This window comes from Croceitalea sp. W27, from assembly GCF_055693185.1.
Genome location: NZ_CM146327.1, coordinates 2,975,207 through 2,994,828, shown reverse-complemented (window position 1 = coordinate 2,994,828; position 19,622 = coordinate 2,975,207). Strand labels below are relative to the sequence as shown.

Annotated in this window: 12 protein-coding genes; 4 read left to right on the top strand and 8 right to left on the bottom strand. The window is 35.5% G+C overall.

Annotation, left to right across the window (positions count from 1 at the left end; genetic code table 11):
• The first annotated feature begins 230 nt into the window (after nucleotides 1–230).
• From ACZ1GR_RS13490 to ACZ1GR_RS13480, 3 genes are all read left to right on the top strand, one after another.
• Nucleotides 231–782 (top strand): hypothetical protein, encoded by a 552-nt coding sequence (locus ACZ1GR_RS13490; RefSeq protein WP_472609462.1) that lies wholly within the window; start codon nucleotides 231–233, stop codon nucleotides 780–782.
• A gap of 172 nt (nucleotides 783–954) precedes the next feature.
• On the top strand, nucleotides 955–1,971 hold the full coding sequence (locus tag ACZ1GR_RS13485) for an MBL fold metallo-hydrolase (protein WP_472609461.1): 1,017 nt from the start codon (nucleotides 955–957) through the stop codon (nucleotides 1,969–1,971).
• Between the two features lie 163 nt (nucleotides 1,972–2,134).
• A complete protein-coding gene (locus ACZ1GR_RS13480; RefSeq protein WP_472609460.1) occupies nucleotides 2,135–3,403 on the top strand; it encodes a serine hydrolase domain-containing protein in 1,269 nt (422 codons plus the stop codon).
• A 684-nt stretch (nucleotides 3,404–4,087) separates the two neighbouring features.
• Here ACZ1GR_RS13480 and ACZ1GR_RS13475 read toward each other — a convergent pair.
• Entirely contained in the window at nucleotides 4,088–5,302 is a 1,215-nt protein-coding gene (locus ACZ1GR_RS13475) for a phage integrase SAM-like domain-containing protein (RefSeq protein ID WP_472609459.1), read from the bottom strand.
• Between the two features lie 875 nt (nucleotides 5,303–6,177).
• On the opposite strand from ACZ1GR_RS13475, the gene ACZ1GR_RS13470 reads away from it, so the two are divergent.
• Nucleotides 6,178–6,948: a S1 family peptidase gene (locus ACZ1GR_RS13470; protein WP_472609458.1), complete on the top strand. Its 771-nt coding sequence runs from the start codon at nucleotides 6,178–6,180 to the stop codon at nucleotides 6,946–6,948.
• A gap of 199 nt (nucleotides 6,949–7,147) precedes the next feature.
• Here the strand turns inward: ACZ1GR_RS13470 and ACZ1GR_RS13465 are convergent, their stop codons facing one another.
• From ACZ1GR_RS13465 to ACZ1GR_RS13435, 7 genes are all read right to left on the bottom strand, one after another.
• Entirely contained in the window at nucleotides 7,148–7,348 is a 201-nt protein-coding gene (locus ACZ1GR_RS13465; protein ID WP_472609457.1) for a helix-turn-helix transcriptional regulator, read from the bottom strand.
• Between the two features lies 1 nt (nucleotide 7,349).
• Complete coding sequence (locus ACZ1GR_RS13460; protein WP_472609456.1) at nucleotides 7,350–7,784, bottom strand: hypothetical protein; 435 nt, start codon at nucleotides 7,782–7,784, stop codon at nucleotides 7,350–7,352.
• 119 nt (nucleotides 7,785–7,903) lie between these two features.
• On the bottom strand, nucleotides 7,904–9,646 hold the full coding sequence (locus ACZ1GR_RS13455) for a solute:sodium symporter family transporter (protein ID WP_472609455.1): 1,743 nt from the start codon (nucleotides 9,644–9,646) through the stop codon (nucleotides 7,904–7,906).
• A gap of 16 nt (nucleotides 9,647–9,662) precedes the next feature.
• Nucleotides 9,663–11,432: a glycoside hydrolase family 36 protein gene (locus ACZ1GR_RS13450; protein WP_472609454.1), complete on the bottom strand. Its 1,770-nt coding sequence runs from the start codon at nucleotides 11,430–11,432 to the stop codon at nucleotides 9,663–9,665.
• Nucleotides 11,429–14,779, bottom strand: coding sequence for a VCBS repeat-containing protein (locus ACZ1GR_RS13445; protein ID WP_472609453.1), 3,351 nt, complete (start codon nucleotides 14,777–14,779; stop codon nucleotides 11,429–11,431). Before ACZ1GR_RS13445 ends, ACZ1GR_RS13450 begins: the two co-directional genes overlap by 4 nt.
• Before the next feature lie 121 nt (nucleotides 14,780–14,900).
• Entirely contained in the window at nucleotides 14,901–16,481 is a 1,581-nt protein-coding gene (locus tag ACZ1GR_RS13440) for a RagB/SusD family nutrient uptake outer membrane protein (protein ID WP_472609452.1), read from the bottom strand.
• A 31-nt stretch (nucleotides 16,482–16,512) separates the two neighbouring features.
• The gene (locus ACZ1GR_RS13435; protein WP_472609451.1) at nucleotides 16,513–19,584 is read right to left on the bottom strand and encodes a SusC/RagA family TonB-linked outer membrane protein; all 3,072 of its coding nucleotides are present in this window, start codon (nucleotides 19,582–19,584) and stop codon (nucleotides 16,513–16,515) included.
• Between the last annotated feature and the right edge of the window lie 38 nt (nucleotides 19,585–19,622).

Genomic DNA, 19,622 nt, shown 5'->3' with positions numbered 1-19,622 from the left:
ATTCAATGCATCTAGCCGAGACCTCGATGTCCCTCCTATTTAAGCTTGTTAATTGCTTTCTAAGCTAAAGCTTTAGCTTAGAAAATATTTTGATAATTATAGTATCTTCATCATCAATAACAAACATACGAGCCGAGACCGTTGATAGTCATTGAAACGGAAATGCATTTATATGATAATATTCTGAATAACCAAGACTTTACTTAAATTCAAACTTTAAACTATTTTTTATGAAAAATTTTAAATTCTTTTTATGTCTATTACTTGTAGGACTATACTCTTGTAATCAAAATCCAAATAATTCAGTATCAAAAGAAACAAAGACCGAGAAGGAAACGATAATTTCAGAAACAGAGCAAGCCATTAACCAACTAGTAACTGATGCCTATAAAGTCATTACTTTTGAGAAAGGAACAACGCCAGATTATGTAGCTATGAAATCCCTTTTTACGCCTAAAGCTACCTTGATTAATTTTCGGGAGGATAGCTTGAATTCCTACTACATTGATGAATTTATTGAAGAATTCAAAGCTGGTAATTTTGCCGGTGAATTAACTGCTTTTGATGAAGTAGAATTGGGAGGTAAAACCGAATATTTTGGCAAAATCGGACATCGTATTAGTGCTTATGCCACTAAATTTAATGGAGCCGAAGAAATTGGAGAAAGAGGTGTTAACAGTTTTCAGGTCTTAAATGTGAATGGAAAATGGTTAATTAGCTCGATAATATGGGATATTGAAAAAAGTGGCCAACCAATTCCAAAAAGATACATAACTGATTAATTGGAATAAAACAACGAACTACCAACAACGTTTATAATTAATGGCTAGTTCTCGCCTACTTACGAAAATCCTCGCGGATTTTCTATTCGGTTTTTATTTGCTGAATTAGGTGCTTAAACACGCCACTAATCATACACAAGACCGTTGTATGCAACCAAAAATTAGAACACAAATGAAAAGAATAAATCTAATTGTATTAATAGTATTTTTTTTTATTAGTTGTGAAAAAAGAGTCGAAAAGGATATAAATATTGAAAATTTTGACCTCATAAAGTTGGCAGAAGGAGTTTATGCCTGTATACACAAATTTGGTGGAAAAGCTATTTGTAACTCGGGCATAGTAGATAATGGAAATGAAACCATAATATTCGACTCTTTTTTATCCCCAGAAGCAGCAAAAGAGTTGATTGAAGTCGTAAAAAAATTAGATTTATCTCCGATCAAATATGTTGTTAACAGTCATGGTCATAATGACCACATAAGAGGTAATCAATCTTTTGATTCAGATGTAGAGATTATTGCTACAAAAAAGACAAAAGAAAAAATAGAGAATGAAGAGCCCGAATCAATAATGGCAGAAAAAGTATATGCCAAAGCGCGATTTGAATACTTTGAAAATCAAATGAAAAAGTATAATGGAGATACCACCTCTAGAGGTTATTTAGAGTTGAAAATGATGAAGCCTTACTTTGAAGAGTTATCTGTGAGTTATGAAAAAATAAAGACTCGGTTGCCAAATAACTTTGTAGAAAAAGAAAAGAGAATAAACGGCATCTCCAAAGACGTGATTTTGATAGAATTAGATTCAAGCCATACTGTAAGTGATTTAGTAATGTATTTACCGAAAGAAAAGATATTATTTTCAGGAGATGTTATATTTAATAAATTTCATCCCTTTTTAGCAGATGGAAATTCAAAACAATTAAAAAATAGTCTAAGAAGTCTAAAAGAAATGGAAATTGATAAGATTGTACCTGGACATGGAAATATTGGAGGTAAAGAATTGTTATCAATAATGACTAATTATGTTGAAGATTTAGAGGTTGTTGTAGAACAAACAATAGAAAGAGAAGAAGGTCTTGAAGAATTGAAAACAAAAACTATTTTGAATAAATATGAAGATTGGTGGCTAGGGAGTTTTTATCCTATGAACTTGGAATATTTATACAAAATGAAGCTAGATCAATAGGCAGCATACAACAACGGCTATAATTCATTGTGGTCTTGTGCCACATCAAAATAAAAGTATAAATCAAACGGCTGATTTCTAAGCGGAATAATCCTGTGGATGATTCCACAACGAAATCATAGCCTAGACCGTTGTAGCCCATTAAAAAACCCAACAGAATAAAATGGAAATATTTCGAAATAGAATTTACTTCATCCTTTTAATTTGTCTTACGACTACTACCTATGGTCAGGAATATGAAGATTTTACCCTAGAAGAATCAAGAAAATTTCATCAGGAATTTGAAAATAGTATGTTTATTGGTGGTGGTGAGATGTCTCGATATTTATATCTTCATTATTCTGAATTTTTCCCTCATACAGTAATCACCAGAGGAGATACTATCAGAGAATTACCCATCCATTTAAGAAAAGAGGTTTCTAATCATTTAGTCACTATCGATAGCCAAAAAAAAGCCCTTCATGATTATGTCTATAACTCACCAACTGACGGAGTAATCATTATCCATAAGGGACAAATAGTATTTGAAGAATATCCTCGGATGTTGCCAAAAGACAAACACATCTACTTCTCTGTTTCAAAAACTTTCGTCTCAACTTTGATTGCAATATTGGAGGATAGAGGTATGATTGATGTATCAAAACCTATAGAACATTATATGCCAGAACTCAAAAATTCTGGATGGGAAGGAATTCCAGTTGTTGATATTTTGGATATGAGTTCAGGTATCAATTGTCGAGAAAAAGAAGAAGGCGCATATTATAATCCTGAAACTTGCTTTCAAAAATTCATGGCTGGATTTGGATTTCCTAATCTCGATAATGCCCTTGACAATCCAGTTGAGTTGTTAAAAACAATGGAAAAGTATGAGCCAAACGGAAAAAAAATGGATTATACTTCAGTTAATACCTGGCTCTTGGGATGGTTAATCGAGAGGGTGTCAGGAAAATCTTTTAGTGATATGATGGCTACTGAAATATGGCAAAAAATGGGAGCTGAATCAGATGCTTTAATGTTAACTGGAACACAGGCTCATGCTGCCACACCACTTGGAGTTAATTCAAATTTAAGAGATTTGGGGAGGTTTGGTTTATTATTTACGCCATCTGGAAGGCAAGCACCATACGATATTATTTCTGACAATTACCTTGAAAAAATCCAACATGGAGGTAGACCAGAAATATATGCTAATGGATATTGGCCAAACTTGTTTAAAGATAAGACAATAATAAAGCATAATACCTATCAATGGGACCATGTTACTCAAGAAGGAGACTTTTTTAAAGCAGGCATTGGCGGACAAGGATTGTACATATCGCCAAGTAGAGATTTAGTAATTGCTTTTTTCGGAACACATGATGAGAAAATGACCGAAAATCTAATGCCAATGATTGCAAGACAATTAGCAATATCTGGACTATTTGAGGAATAAATAAATTGAGAACGGGCTACAACAACGCGTATAATTCATTGCTGGTACTTACCTACTTACGAAAATCCTCGCGGATTTTCTATTCGGTTTGTATTTGCTAATTTAGTTGCTTAAACACGCAACGAAATCATACACAAAACCGTTAGAGCACATTCAGCTGAAGCTGATTTTTTTGGCTGTTTAAGTGCTTTTTGTCTAATAAGAGTTTTCTTTACTAATCAACAGCGAGCGAAACTATGTTTCGCGCTGCAAGCCCAAAGCTTACCAAAAAAACTTAGTGCTGGATCCTGTTTCGATGGTATTGCGTTTCCGAGAGATTAGCAATTTTATGACATCGAAATAGGGCACTCCTATTTAGTCTCAAAATCCCCTTTTTACTAAAAAATGAATTGATAATCAGTGTATTATATAGTTTTTTACTAAAAAATCTTTTTACTCTTAAAATTAAATACCTAAAAATGAGATACTTATAAAAATAACCTGCGCTAGCAGGTTATCCTCTTGCTTCTCCGAACCTATTGCAAAGCAATACTTAAAAAGAAGTTTTTCATTGTTAAAAAAGCAGGTTGGTTGCGACCTATTGAATTTTTGATTTACGCTTACCTATCTGGACACTACAAAATTTCAACAGGAACCATTCGCAAAAGTTAAGGGTAAGAATTTGGGGTTAGATTTTTCTAAGATTTAAAAGTTCACAACTTTTTCAAGAGCGTCATCCTTTTCATCATTCATGAAGTTTGCTTGATACATCATTGTTGTAGTTATAGTAGAATGACGATAAAGTTTCTGTAACATCTGAATGGGAATTCTACTGCCTGCAATATTACCGAAGCTGTGACGAGCAATATGCATAGTCAGTTTTTTACTTATTTCAGTTTTCTGTGCTATCTCTTTAAGATATTTATTAAACTTTTTAATTGCTGTTTTTGATTTTCTAAAGACATCTTTAGCATCTTTAAGATTAGCTTTTTTCATTTCAGGAAACACGAAATCACTATCATTGCTTTTAAGTATTTTATAAGAATCTAAAATAGGGAGTACTTTTTCTGGAAGAAGTAATGATAGTAATTTTGAGTTTTTACCCATACGATAGTGTAATCGCCCATCAAAAATATCACTCCATTTAATCAATAACACATCACTGACTCTAATACCCGCAAGGTAAAAGCTAAACAACCATACATTAAGTGCATGTCGCTGCTGTGAAGATAAATTTTCTATTGATTCTAACTTTTGAACTTCTGAAATGGTTAGCCCTATTTTATCTGTTTCTGGAAATCTAATTCTAATTTTATCTGAACCAAAAGGGTAAAGTTGTCGTTTAGCAACCCCGTTTTTTATAGCCCGATTATAAATAGTGCGTATTACTACCAAATTATTAATAACTGATCTTTCGGATAAACCTTTTTCATTTTTTAAATAAGTTTGAAATTGCCTTAAGAAAGATTCGTCTATTTCTTGAAAAGTTAATTGCTTGGATTTGGCAAAATTCAATAAGTGATTTACACGAACCCTATCCGCTGAAACTCTTGTAAGTTTTTTATCATTCTCCAGTTCTATCAAATAATTACTCGCAACATCATAAAAATTACCAAACTTGTTGCTTGAAACAATTTGCTTCTTTACTTGATTTGCGGAAACATCTTTAGAATTAGACTGTAGTTCCATCAATTTTCCATTTGCCTCCGTAAGTTTCGAAAGCAAAAGCGTATTCAATTGATTTGAGTTGGGATGCGATTTTCTCACCTCCCTATTTTTCTCATCCCAATGTTTTAATTCAATATAATGTCCAATATAGATGTAGGTAGATTTTCTATTTTTTGTGATACGAATCACTAATGGATACAGCCCCGCTTTATTTGGTTTTTTACGTATTGTAATCTTAGCTTTAGAAGCCATTCCTATAGTTTTATATCATAAAGATATAAGTTTTAGGTACAACATAGGTACAACATTTATCGATATTAAGTGATATTCTTCAATATCATAAAATATTAAATCATTTGTAATCAATTGATTATGAGAAATATTATATCAAATTACAGATAAACCCATTGGACTTAAAATCCAATGGACATTAGTCCGTGCGGGTTCAAGTCCCGCCTCGAGTACCAATAAATGAAAAACCAAGGTTATACCTTGGTTTTTTTATGGAATAAAATGAGTTAAACTTGTTTAAGTGAAATTTTATAACAAACAAACCAATTCATGTAGAATTGGTTTTTCATTTTCAAAAGGTTTGGGTGGGACTCAGCGAAGCTAATTCCCGCCTAGAGTACAGAAAAACTCCGTAAGCATAGCGTTTATGGGGTTTTTTTCTTTCATTTCCTTGCATTTTCCTTGCATTTTCCTTGCAAGTAAGAAAATTGCCATATTTATCAAAACCATTTTCAATAAGCACATAATGTGTTTAGAAATTATCTGATTTCGATTTATGATTGAATCTCCAAACTCCCGTCATCCACACTTACACAAAGACTTAATCAACAAAATTATAGTTGTTTGCGCAATTTAATTTAATACTTTCCGAACATTCTCCAAACAATTCTCCTTTTAGTGATGGAAAGCCGATTCTCAGTTCTTTAAATTTAATTCTATTCAAAAAAGGTACTAGGTTATGGAACTTGTAAAAGAGTTGTAATCTGAAAGTTTTTTGTAATTTTCGGGTTTTTAGATAGATTTATTTAAGGCTATTTTTGCTGAACATGAGACTTTTAATAATTATTTTCTTTTTGATTTTTGGTTCCAATAATTTGAATGCTCAAATACAGGGTTTGAAGGAGGAGGGATTGAAATTAGCAGTTAAGTTGAGTAATGAAAAAGGCAGGCCAATTGGTTCAGGTTTCTTTTATCAAGATTCTACTGCCCTTTATCTTGTCACTGCTAAACACGTCTTATTGACAAGGATAGGGAAAAGAACAGTTCCCATTTTTAGAAAATTTAATATCGAGTTCTTTGGTAAGGAACAGTCTTTCAAAGAGAAAAGTAAAGTCGAGATTAACTTAGAAGTACTCGTACAAGATTCAAAATATGTCAGGTTCAATGAAAAGGACGATATTTTGGTTGTTAAGATAGGTGACCTCAAAGAAAATAAAATTCAACATCCCGATGTAATTAAACTGCCTCTAGGGAAATTTGGACCAGAGGTTGTTTATTACACATGGTTGAAAAAATTTGATGAGATTAATTATGGTTCGGAAAGTTGGATTATTGGTTATCCCGAATCTTTAAATTTGGTTGCTCTAAATCAATATAATTTTGAGGTCCCTTTACTCAGAAAAGGTATTGTGGCTGGCAAATACTCAGAAAAAAAAACACTTGTGATTGATTGTCCTTCTTTTCCTGGAAATAGTGGTGGACCGGTTTTTAATTCAAGTAGGGGAAGGGGGAATAGATTTAATATAGTTGGAATTGTTGTGGCATTTATCCCATATGCTGAACGTTGGACTAATAAGCAATTCAATATAGTAAATACAGAATTTTCTAATTCAGGATATTCAATTGTTGAACCCATGGACAAAGTTCTCGACTTAATTAATGAGTAAATACCAAATGTTGGTAAAAAGGGACTCCAAAGAAATCTTGATTAAGCATATTATAATCTTGCAGATAATCGGTCTTTTCTGAAATCAATCGTTTTAATTGCTCCTTATAATCAAGATGCTTGATTGCTTGAAATTGCGTAGATTATACTCCCGCCTCGAGTACTTAAAAAGCCGAAACAAATGTTTCGGCTTTTTTATTTTAGTCTTCGATTTCCAACTCAAAAATGTCGTTCACGGAAATTTCAAAAACCTTAGAAAGTTTTAAAGCCAAAACTGTGGAAGGTACATAACGGTTTTTTTCAATAGAATTAATCGTTTGCCTAGAAACTCCTAATAGCTTTGCCAAGTCCTCCTGTGTTAAATCCTTTATGGCACGTTGTACTTTTAGATTATTTTTCATCTTAAGTACTACGTTTTAAAGCATGAAAGAACATAATCTGAACCAACAAAATATAGAGCAATACTTGAAAGTAACCATTGTCTATTTTCGCATTTACAGGGTCTAATAAAGATTCGATACCATAAGTCACATAGGGTTGTATTAAAGCATACAAAACACCTATAATCAATGCCAACCGATAAGAAGTTGCTCGTAGGCTAGCCATAAGTTCATCCTCTATTTTTTCTTTAGAGATAGAAACCATTAAAAAACCTAAAATCATAACATTACGTAAGACTGGTTTTACCCAAGTAGGTTCATCTACAAATTTCTTTGCTATCATTAGCACAAAAGCACCTATTATAACGGCCCATCCTATCTTCTTGTACTTATTGGGCAATTGAAACTTACCCCAACGATGTAACTTGTTACGTTCAGATTCACATATATTCTTCATACTATTAAAAGTAAAGTTTAAAAGTCTAAATGTATGTTTTATTTTCCATAATGACAAATATACTTTACATTTTACTATAAAAATAAACCGAAGTATACGCTTCGGTTTATCGCAATTTTTTAAAAAATGAGGTATGTACTTAATACCAATAGTGTTATTAGACCACCAACTATCCAGGCATATTTCCAGGGTGTCGTATCAATTACATCGGTAACCTTTGGTACATAAATATCTGTTTTAGGTTTAATAAGCCCTACTATCAACATAATTATAATATTTACCACAAATAGAATTCCCATAATATGTAAAAAGTGCGGATAAGCTTCAGCTTCAACTAATTTTACATTATCCATATAGGCATCTACATCAGTAACGTTTATACTTTCAAAAAATGCTTTTTTAGTATCTACTCCGTCTTCAACCTTTAGACTATTTATATAGCCTGTACTAACCAAACCTTTATCCTCAAGTGACGATGCTATCATATTTGGACCAAGAATCAAGAGACTTATTAAATACATGATTACACCGGCTATTAAAACAATCTTTGCTCCAATAGCGGGCACCTTTTTTGTTAGCATACCAATAAGAACTACTGCTAAAATTGGCACACTTAAACTTCCTAATGCCTGTTGTATGTATGAAAACAATCCATCTGGCGCATATCTTATAAATGGTGCAATAGACATAGAGATAACAGCAAGTGCCAAGCCAAAACGTTTTCCGGATTTTACGGTTTGAAGCTCAGTAGCGCCTTTATTAAAGAACTTTTTATATAAATCAAATCCGAATAATGTAGCACTACTATTTAACAAACTATTGAACGAGCTTAAAATAGCCCCAAACAATACCGCCGCAAAGAATCCCAATAAGCTACCCGGCAGTACTCTTCTTACCAATTCGGGATAAGAAGCATCTGCATCTGTTAGTTCTGATCCAAACATATTATAGGCAATGACACCTGGCAAAACAACTATAACGGGTATTAAAAATTTTACAAAAGCGGCTAATAACACCCCTTTTTGACCTTCTTTTAGACTTTTAGCCCCGAACACACGCTGTAAAATAGACTGATTGGTTCCCCAATAATACATTTGCGCAATCATCATACCCGTGAAAATAGTACCTGCCGGAATTGACGAAGTGACACCCCCGGTAACATCAAACTTATCTTGATTTTCAGACCATAGTTTGGCCAGACCTCCTGAAATGGTTCCGTCATCGCTAATCATTGTTAATCCGAAATATGGGATCAATAATCCCCCAATTAACAACCCGATGGCATTCATCAAATCTGATACTGCTACCGCCTTTAAACCACCATAAATAGCATAAACGATACCTATTAATCCAATACTCCATACACATATCCAATAACAAGCCGTTTCAGAAATACCCAACACTTCGGGTAGTTGAAACATGGTAATAAATGCCTTGGATCCTGCATACAATATTGTAGGTAGCAATACAATTCCAAAAGCAATAAGGAACAAAACTGACAGAATCGCCTTTGTATTCTCATCAAAACGACCCTGAATGAATTCAGGAATGGTCGTAATGCCCTTTTTCATGTATTTGGGCAAAAACCAAATGGCCGTTATCACCATTGCGATTGCAGCAAGGGTTTCCCAGGCCATTACCAAAATGCCTTCGGTAAATGCCTGACCGTTTAGTCCAACAATTTGTTCGGCGGAAAGGTTGGTTAATAATAATGATCCGGCAATGGTAAGCGCACCTAGACTTCTTCCGCCAAGGTAAAAGCCATCGGCAGATTTTTCATTCGTTTTTCTCGTGGCGTACCAAGCCACCCCAGCTACCAATAGTGTAAAGCCTAGAAAGGAAATAATGGATAATGTCCCCATATGTTGGTTATTTTAGTTAGTTAGTCAGTCGTAACTGAGCCATACCGCAGACAGGAACTTTTAAAGCGTTAACCCCTTCCATTAATTCTAGGGTTTCTTCACTAACAATCGCTCCCTCGCAATCAAAAATTTGGCATTTAAAAGTACCAAAATTATGTTTAGCAACAAGAATTATGGATTGTGAAGGCTTTGCATTTAAAATATCAATTTGATTATGAGCAGATTCCAATTCGATAAAATTATTTTCAAAGACACCTATTATTGCTTTTTTATCAGATGAAACCGATTTTAATGGATAATTTGCCATAGGCGAGGTTGGTATAAAATCACCTGACAGCAATAATTCGGCATTACTATTCCAAAAATCGGTGTAGAAACGAATCATATTTATGTGGGCCAAAGGGGCCTCATGCAGCATAACCGAGATTTGCGGAACCCCAAACATTGTATTAAGGTAGTGCAAAGCGGCGTTTTCTACACTTTCATCAAAATGCCAAGTAACCATATCAGAATGAACTGCTGTATCACCGCATAACATTTTAATATCGGCTATTCGTACGCGGTTCATGGTATAATCTCCCGGGCAGTCGAAAGCACGAAGCATGTTACCATATTTTCGCATCGCCGGACCTGTATATTTCTGTCGGAATTCTATAAAAATATCTGGATTCACTTTTTTGACCTCATCACTGACCTGCGTTAACAATGCATCTACAGCATCATTAATGGAAGCAAAATCGCGTTCTGCATTTGGCTCAAAACACGTATCTGGGTAAGCCTTAAAATCATCGATAAAATCGAGTTTAAAACCATCTAAGCCCCAGTCTTTGACAGCTGCAACATAGATACCTACCAAGTAATTTCTGATTTCAGGAAACCTAGGGTCAAAAACAGGTGCCCATCGATGGTTCTCTGTCAAAAATTTACCTTTAAATCTTTGATAGGCCTTGGATTTTTTACCGCAGAACGGCACGGAATACCATAGACCTACTTTCATTCCGAGATTTTGCATACCTCTTACCACCGCTCCAAAATCTTCAAAACGCTCTGATTGCCAATCGCCTGTATAATCGTAACCACGATTGTTATCTTCGGTCTGCCAGCCATCATCTATAATAATGGCTTCAAAACCTAATTCTTTTGCCAAACCACATTCTTTTAACAATAAAGCCTCATCTAAATTCTGATGAAATTGATACCAAGTAGAATACAAGGGTTTTTTTGCTATTGCGGGAACGGCGCACGGTTTTAGGGCTGCAAAGCTTTCCCACCAAAGCCCTGTTTCGTTAAGTGCCCGTGAAAAATGGATATTTCTATAGTCTAATCGTATTTCTATACTAAAATCCTTAATGGCATACTTGCACTCGGTAAACAGGATTATTTTACAATACACAAAATCATCTTCTTCGCGATACTTGGCCCCTAACTCAATTTTATTAATCGCATTGGAACACGAAAAACAAAGTATGTTTTCATCTTTATTACCAAAAAGGGAGATTACAGGAGAATCTATTGAGATTCTTGATTCATGATTCTCCAACTCCCAATCTGCCTCTATTCGTTTCGAAAAGTCGGATGTAGGTTTCCATATCCCTTTAACATTTAAAGCGGGTATCTTCCACTCTAGCTCTATAGGTTCGGGAATAAACTTTTCATTAGATAGTACATCTAGTTTATAGATTACAATATCATCTTTATCAAAAATCGTATTTAAGGCACAATCTGCATTGTTTCGGTTTTCAACAATCTTTATCTCTTCTCTCACTCTGTTTAGAACACTTCTCATTGTGTTATTTTTTTGTTCCACTCAAATACCCTAACGCTCTCATTATTCTGACCAACAAGAAACAGGCTATTATTCTCTCTATCTTTAATCTCAATTATTTGACTTGTATGCCCGGGAGCATAAAAGCCGCTTTCATCTACTGGCACTGGTTTAAAACGACCATTACCCCTTCCTTTTAAAAAAATCCCGTTTAGCGCATCGTACCTTCCAAAACTACTTTCGGAATAAAAATCGTTTCCAGCCAAAAGCGCGTCTAAATTACCGTCGCCATCGAAATCTTTTACCATTATCGACTTTAAAGGCGCTAGCTGACACTCAAATGGCAGAGAAATATGCTTAAACTTTCCTTCTCCTAGATTTTCTAAATAAGCACTTTCAAAAACACTGGCCGTTAAGGATACTTCGTTCAATGCTTCAATATTCAACAATGTCTTAAAATCGACTTCAGCAAACTGTTGGTAACTTTGATACCTATCCTTAAGAAGCGTTAATTGCTTCATAATATCATCTCTAGACTGCAAGGGCTTTAGTTCTTTTCCTTGACCCGTATCGTAATAAACGGCTACTACGGGGTCAATACTGCCATTTTTATCATAATCTCTATTATAAATGTGGATTGGATATTCTTGACTGGGGTTGACAAAATTGTTGAGTCCTTGATTGCCTATTAAAAAATCAATATCCCCATCATTATCAAAATCACCTTTTGCAATGGAATACCACCACCCATTGGAAACGATGGTTTCGTTATTCTCGGACTTAATTTCAATATTCCATTTCTTTAAAACTCCCGAATCATTTTTAAAAATCGTTATTGGCATCCAATCACCTACAAGCACTAAATCCGTCCATCCATCATTATCAATATCTGTCCATACAGCATCCCTGACCATACCGATATCTGCTAAACCTTCAACTTGTACATCAGAAAAACTTCCATTTTCATTGGACAAAAAAGAATTCTTAGGAGCTACGGGATAATTACCAGGAACTATATTCGAACCAACGAAAAGGTCGATATCCCCATCCTTGTCAAAGTCAAAAGGTTTAATACAACTGGTGGCTGATGTATTCAGAGGCAATTTTTCTTCTGTTAGTTTAAATCCTTTACTTCCAACGTTTTCATATAATCTATCTTGATATTCCGGTGCTTCGGCATCAAACTCATTTCCACCACTACCCACATATAAATCTAGATCACCATCGGAATCATAATCAAAAAAAGCCGCAGCCGTGTCTTCATAAATGGAATCTAGTTTTTGTGTTAGTACATATACATTTTGTTCATTTAGGCTCCAAACTGTACCTGGTTCTCCTTTACTGCCTCCAACAAATAGTTCATCACCATTTTCTCCATCACTATTTGCCGAAGCAAAACAGGGCCCCTCTTTAGAGTGCTGTGTCAGCAGTAACTGTTGGGAGCGATAATCGTTGGATGAATTCTCTTGATGTTTAAAAACAAAAGTGTCGGTGTTGTCAACGAAGTATGTCTCACCGGTAGAATCTTCAAAATTTTCGAAAGTTGGATCGGTTATATCTAAAACTAAAGTTTGATTTGGCGTAAGACCTGTTCTTCTAGTAATTTCACCTGTTGGCCATTTCACTTCTAACGAATCAATTCTGTTGTTTTTGAGACCGAAAAAAACGGTAGGATCAACAGAAGAAAGATAGCCGCGAATGACCGATTGAAAATGCGTTTGTAATTCTCCTTGACTCCAAACCGATACCTTTGCACCAATTGCATCTTTATTCTGCTCTAGTCCTAAAAGTTTTATTTTCAAATAATTGTAATTCTCCCTTGAGGAAGCGGTATTTTTAAGAATAAACGCTTTCTCGTTAATGTTATTCACGATTAGGTCCAAATCTCCATCCAAGTCTAAATCGGAATAGGCAGCACCGTTGGATAAAGAAAGCCTCTTAGTGCTCCAAGAGGTGGAAACGTCATTGAAGTTTACATTTCCATCATTTTCAAAAAAATAATTTTGGAGCTTTACCGATTTCTGGTTTTTTACCAACTCCTTAATTCTCTTATCTCTACTTTCTGGTGTTCCAAAGACATTAGCTTGATTGGTATAGTTTATAAAATCTAAGTTGGTGATATCTAAACCGTATCCATTGGTAATAAAAATATCTTTATCGCCATCTGCATCTAAGTCGACCAACAGAGGAGCCCAACTCCAATCGGTTTGCGCTAGTTTGGCAGCAAATGAAACATCGCTGAACTTTAACGGAGCGCCATCACTGAGACCGTTATTAATTTGCAATGTATTCCGCATATATTGTGGCGAGTACCCATTCTTTAGGCTTAATTCGTACTTATCATAATTTGTAGAACCTATCATTGTTTTGAGGCGGTTATAATTTTTGGGCAGCATGTCCAAAACTATAATATCAGGGTGTGAATCATTATTTATATCGGCAATATCAACCCCCATACCGTTATAGGTTTGATGTGCCAATAATTCGCTAGATGATTCTTTAAAATAAGCCCCTGTCGTGTCCGAAATTTTTGAATTGATATAGAGTAAATCATTGGTAATAAAGTCATTTGCCACATAGACATCTATCAAACCATCATTATTAAAGTCATTTATACCTACGCCTAGTCCGAAACCTTTTTCAACTTTTCCCAACTTTTCTGAAACCTCTTTAAAAATAGGATGTCCTACAGTTTCAGAATCATCGTTACGTAAAAGAACATCACTTAAATGATTGGGAAAATAACGTTTTGGTATTGGAGAGTTTTTATCAAACTGCACATTTCCGTTTCTAACGATGTAAGCATCCAAATCACCATCTAAATCATAATCAAAAAAAACCGTCTGTTGCGAATACTCGGCATCATCTAAGCCATATGCCTTCGCATTCTCCACAAATTCGGGAATTCCATTTTCATTTACTCCCTGATTTATAAACAATAAATTATTACAGTTGCCATCGCAATTGGCACCACCAACACTAAGGTAGATATCATCTAGGCCATCGACATTTATATCAATTATTGAAACCCCAGTTATCCAACCTTTTGTTTTAAAATTTGATTCTTCTGTAGTATCAAAAAATTTTAAATCACCTTTATTTAGGTAAATTCTAGAATTAACCTGATTACCTGTAAATACAATATCAGGAAGCCCATCGCTATTAAAATCTCCTATCCCAACTCCCCCTCCGTTATAGCAATATTGAAAATCAATAACATTGATATTCTCATTTATGGTAATTGTATTTGAAAAGTCTATATTGGTAAGTTCTGCATCCACATATTCAAAAAGTCTAGTTTCCTGTTTGTTTTCACATGAAAACAGAAAAGCAATTGCACTATAGAAAGCTAGTTTTTGGATACTCATCCTCATTTTTAATCCCACGGTTTTTTTAAATTAAAAGCCAAGCAATAATACATCACTTGGCTCTTAATAACTACTGAACTTAAACTAAATCAAACTAAATATTTATAATCAAAGGTTGTGTTTAGTACCCTGGGTTTTGGTTCAAATTTGGATTGGCGTTTAATTCTGGAACCGGAATCCAAATTAGCTCGTCACGTCCTGGTGTGAATACTGCACTTTCTCCAGCTAGAGATTTTGGGTGCCTTCCGCCTGCTATCGTAGAACCTGCACCTAGCACCTCTTCCGCCAAGCCCCAGCGCACTAAATCTAGATAGCGATGGCCTTCACCTGTAAGCTCCATAATTCGCTCTTCAACTATCGCATCAAAAACCTCAGTACTGCTTAATGTATTTGGCAAGTCAGCTATTTGCGCTCGTTGCCTCACTTGGTTAACCAATGCGATTGCTTCCGGAGTATTTCCATTTTCATTTTCTGCTTCAGCTAACATTAAAAGCACATCTGCGTATCTAATTATTCTCCAATTCAATCCAATATTTTCTCCAAAGGGTGAAATTTGATCACGAGTACCCGCAAACAGCATGGCATATTTACGAGTAAACAACGGATCCACCCCTGCTACTTGTGCTGCTTCAATGTCTCCAGCAAAATCTTCCAAGAATGGGGTTCCACCATAACCGGTAGCACCTGGATAATCAAACGCTATTGTTTCATTTCTTCTGACTGTATCTCCATTATCCTCAAACGCTTGTAATATATGCGGATTAATGTAGTGCCCTCTATCTAAGCTGTAAGTCGGTGGTGCATAATCAATAATATAGTTACTTTGAGATCCTGTAAGCGGTATATCTGATCCCCATACAAAATTATCTTGCGCAGCAAATTGCAATTCAAAAACAGATTCTGAATTATTTTCACCTACCACATTAAAATTATCTCCATACTGTTCAGCAGGAAGTAGACTATACACTCCGCTGGTCACCACAGCTCTTAAATCTGTTGCAGCTTCTGAAAAGTTGCCCATATATAAATTCGTCTTTCCTCTTAGTGCCAATGCCGACCCAGAAGTTGGTCTTCCCAAATCATTATCAGACCATGTTGCTGGCAACATACTTGCAGCCATAGCTAAATCAGATAACACCGAATTAAAGATTTCTGTTTGAGTCGCAGGAGATGGAAAAAACTCTTCTTGATTTTCAGGAGTGCTTAAAACTAAAGGAACATTGCCCCAAAAAGCCGCCAAATACCAATTTGCAAAAGCTCTCATAAAGTAAGCCTGTCCTAATACTTCATCCCTACCACTACCTGCAGGTAGGTTTTCATCATTTGCTTCCTCTAAAATGGTATTTGCCCTAAATATAGTTTGGTACAGTTGCGGAAACATATTTGATGACCAACGACTAACACCTGGCACGCCTTGTAATGTTGACATGGTTGTGTTATTTGCAAAAGGCACTACATTAAATGCATCTGATCTAAGAGTTGGACCCGTATGCACAACCCTACCCCAGAAAAATACTGCGGTAATAGGGTGTATCATTCCATTTACAGCAACTCTAAAATCTTCTTCATTATTAAAAAACGCTAATTGTGATACTGTATTTGGATTGGATATTTTAAGCTCATCCTCGTTACAACCATTTAACGGCACTAGCATAGCGGCCAATAGCGTAACAATCATAAATTTACTTGTTCTTAATTTCATTTTGTCAAATTTCTAATTATTCATAAACAATTTAAAACGATACCTGTAATCCTAAGATGAATGTTCTTGGTCTAGGCTGTGCACCTAAATCAATACCCCTACCAAGAATTGGTGGCGTATTATTTGGGAAACCAAAAAACCCACCTCCAGTACCTACTAGAGTAGATCCAATTTCGGGATCATAACCACTATAACCCGTAATTGTGAAAACATTTTGCATGTTATAAAAGACGCGAGCACTACTTACCCATGGCAAATCGATTACCTGTGTCAAATCATAACCTATCTCAATAGACCTTAATCTTAAATAAGAGCCGTCTTCTACAAAGAAATCTGACGGTAATTGATTACCAGCCGCATTTGGCAAAGAAGCTCTAGGAATATTTGTAGTTGCGTTATCTGCCCCTGGCGATCCAAAAGCGTTCCTTAAGAAACCAAATTTGTTTCCATCTAAGAAAAATGTTCCTGTGAATAATTGGGCGTTGTAAATCTCGTTTCCTTGAACTCCATTTAAATTAAGACCAAAGTCCCAATTTTTATAAGTTCCATTAAAATTAATACCATAAGTAAAGTCAGGGATTGGAGATCCTAAATTGGTTCTATCATCGTTGTTAATTTGACCATCACCATTAATGTCAACTCTTCTAAAATCACCTGGTTGTAAAATGGCTCTTCTTTCTGGGTCATTTGCCAAAGCTGGGTCATTATCGATATCACCCTGGCTTCTATAAAGTCCGTCGTTTTGAAATCCAAAGAAAAAACCTATTGGCTGACCAACTTCAAATCTATTGGGAGTATTTCCTTCTTCATCTATGGATGGTCCGACTAGAGGATTTGGTAAAGCTGTTAGTTCATTACTAAAAGTTGCAAATGTCAATCCTACGTTAAACTTAAAATCTCCACCGTTATCATGATCATAATTTGCTTGTAGTTCAAAACCAGAATTACGTATCGACGCAGCATTTTGAGTTACCGGCGTAGCAGATCCTGTGGTAGAAGGAACAGCAACTGCAGCAAGAACATCATTGTTATTTCTCACATAGTAGTCCATTCCTACGGAAAGCTTGTTATCCAATAAAACAGCGTCCAAACCAAAACTTGTTGATTCTGCAGTTTCGAATGAAATATTGGGGTCTACTAGCGAAGTAATTGCAAAACCACCCGCAGTCGTATTGTTAAAACTTACGTTCGAAGCTGGATTAAGTACTGACTGAAATAAATAATCACCTATATTCTGAGAAGCCAATTCTCCATAACCAGCGCGGAACTTTAATAAATTAAAAACAGAATCCTCTGGCCAAAAATCCTCATTACTAATTACCCAACCTGCTGAGAACGCAGGTAGGACAATACTGTTAAAATCACCATCCGCCGAAAATCGTGAGGAAGCATCTCGTCTGACAATAGCGTTAAAAATGTATTTATCATCAAACTTATAATTTACCCTTCCAAAGACTGAGAAAATTCTTGATAAAAATCTACCCCCTCCAGAATTTACAATAGCATCTGTAAAGCCAGCTATATTGGTAATATCGTCTGAAGGCAGACCTTCTGCTTGTATTGCAATAGAATTGTTATCTATCTGTTGTCTAGCACCACCAAGTAACACATCAATATCATGCTTCCCAAAACTATTTTTATAGTTGATGGTTGGTTCTATGTTAGTGGATAAAATCTCACCGCGCACTTCAGTCAAATCATTTAGTGCATTTAAATTAACCTGAGCGTCCGTTGGGCTCATATCAAAGCGAGGTCTTCTAAAATTAACATATGTATTACGATAATCAACACCATAGTTTAAACCAAGTGTCAGACCATCTATCACTTCATATTCTACTTTAAAATTGCCTAGAACGTTACGTTGCGTAGTTTGGTCATCAACCAATTGTGCCAATGCATAATTATTGGTACCTCCAGAACCGCCAAATAAATTAGAATCAATAGCTTCAAACCCACCTAGCCTTTCTGGCGCTGAGGCTCTTACAACAGGCGCAGTAAATGTACCGCTTCCAAAAAATGGATTCTGATTTAAGTCTCTTTGATTGTAGGAAAGAGATTCTTCGATTTTCCATTTTCCAAAATTAAAACGACTATTCAAGCGAATATTGATACGTTGAAAATCTGTACTCGTGACAATACCTTCTTCATCATAATAATTAGAAGAAAAATAATAAGAAGAACCTTCACCACCTCCAGTGATATTAAAGCCAATATCTTGTATTGTTCCAGAATTTAAAGATAAATCTTGAAAGTCAGTATTTACACCATTATCTACAATATTAGCCGGAAGCCCTTCATTGGCACTTCTTTGATTTAAGAACTGAACAAACTCTGGTCCATCTAAGAAGTCTAGTGTTCTAGCAACCGTATTGGCCCCTCCGCGTATATCCACAGAAACTTTTGGCGCAGAATTAGCAGTGCCTCGATTGGTCGAAACAATGATAACGCCATTTGCCGCTCTGGTACCATAAATGGCTGCAGAAGTAGCGTCTTTTAATACCTGAATATCAATAATATCTTTAGGGTTTAAAAAAGTAATATCGTCTACAATAGCCCCATCCACAACATATAACGGAAAAGTGTTTGTTAATGAGCTGATTCCCCTAACAATCACATTGGTGGGAGCACCTGGCTGCCCGCCTCCACTTTCAACTTGCACACCTGCAAGTCTTCCTTGAAGTGCATTGGTAGGGTCTGCACTAACAATTTGTTTTATTTCTTCTTGTTTAATTTGAGAAATTGCACCGGTAACATCAACCTTGGCTTGCGAACCGAAACCTACAATTACCACTTCATCTAATGCCTGCGCATCAACCTGTAAAACCACATTCATAGAAGTTTTACCAGCAACTTGAGCTTCAAATGTAGTATAGCCAATGTAACTGAACACTAGAATAGCATTATCACCTACAGTTATCGTATAGTTTCCGTCAAAATCTGTAGTAACACCATTTGTGGTTCCTTTTTCAACAATATTAACACCAGGAAGGGGGCCATCGGCGTCAGATACCGTTCCTGTGATAGTGTTCTGTTGTGCAAATGCGCTATTCGCATAAATGAACACCAACAAAACCAGAAGTTTTTTAAGATGGCTTTTTTTCATAAAGATTGAGTTTAGATTAGTTTTTAATATGCTATGAT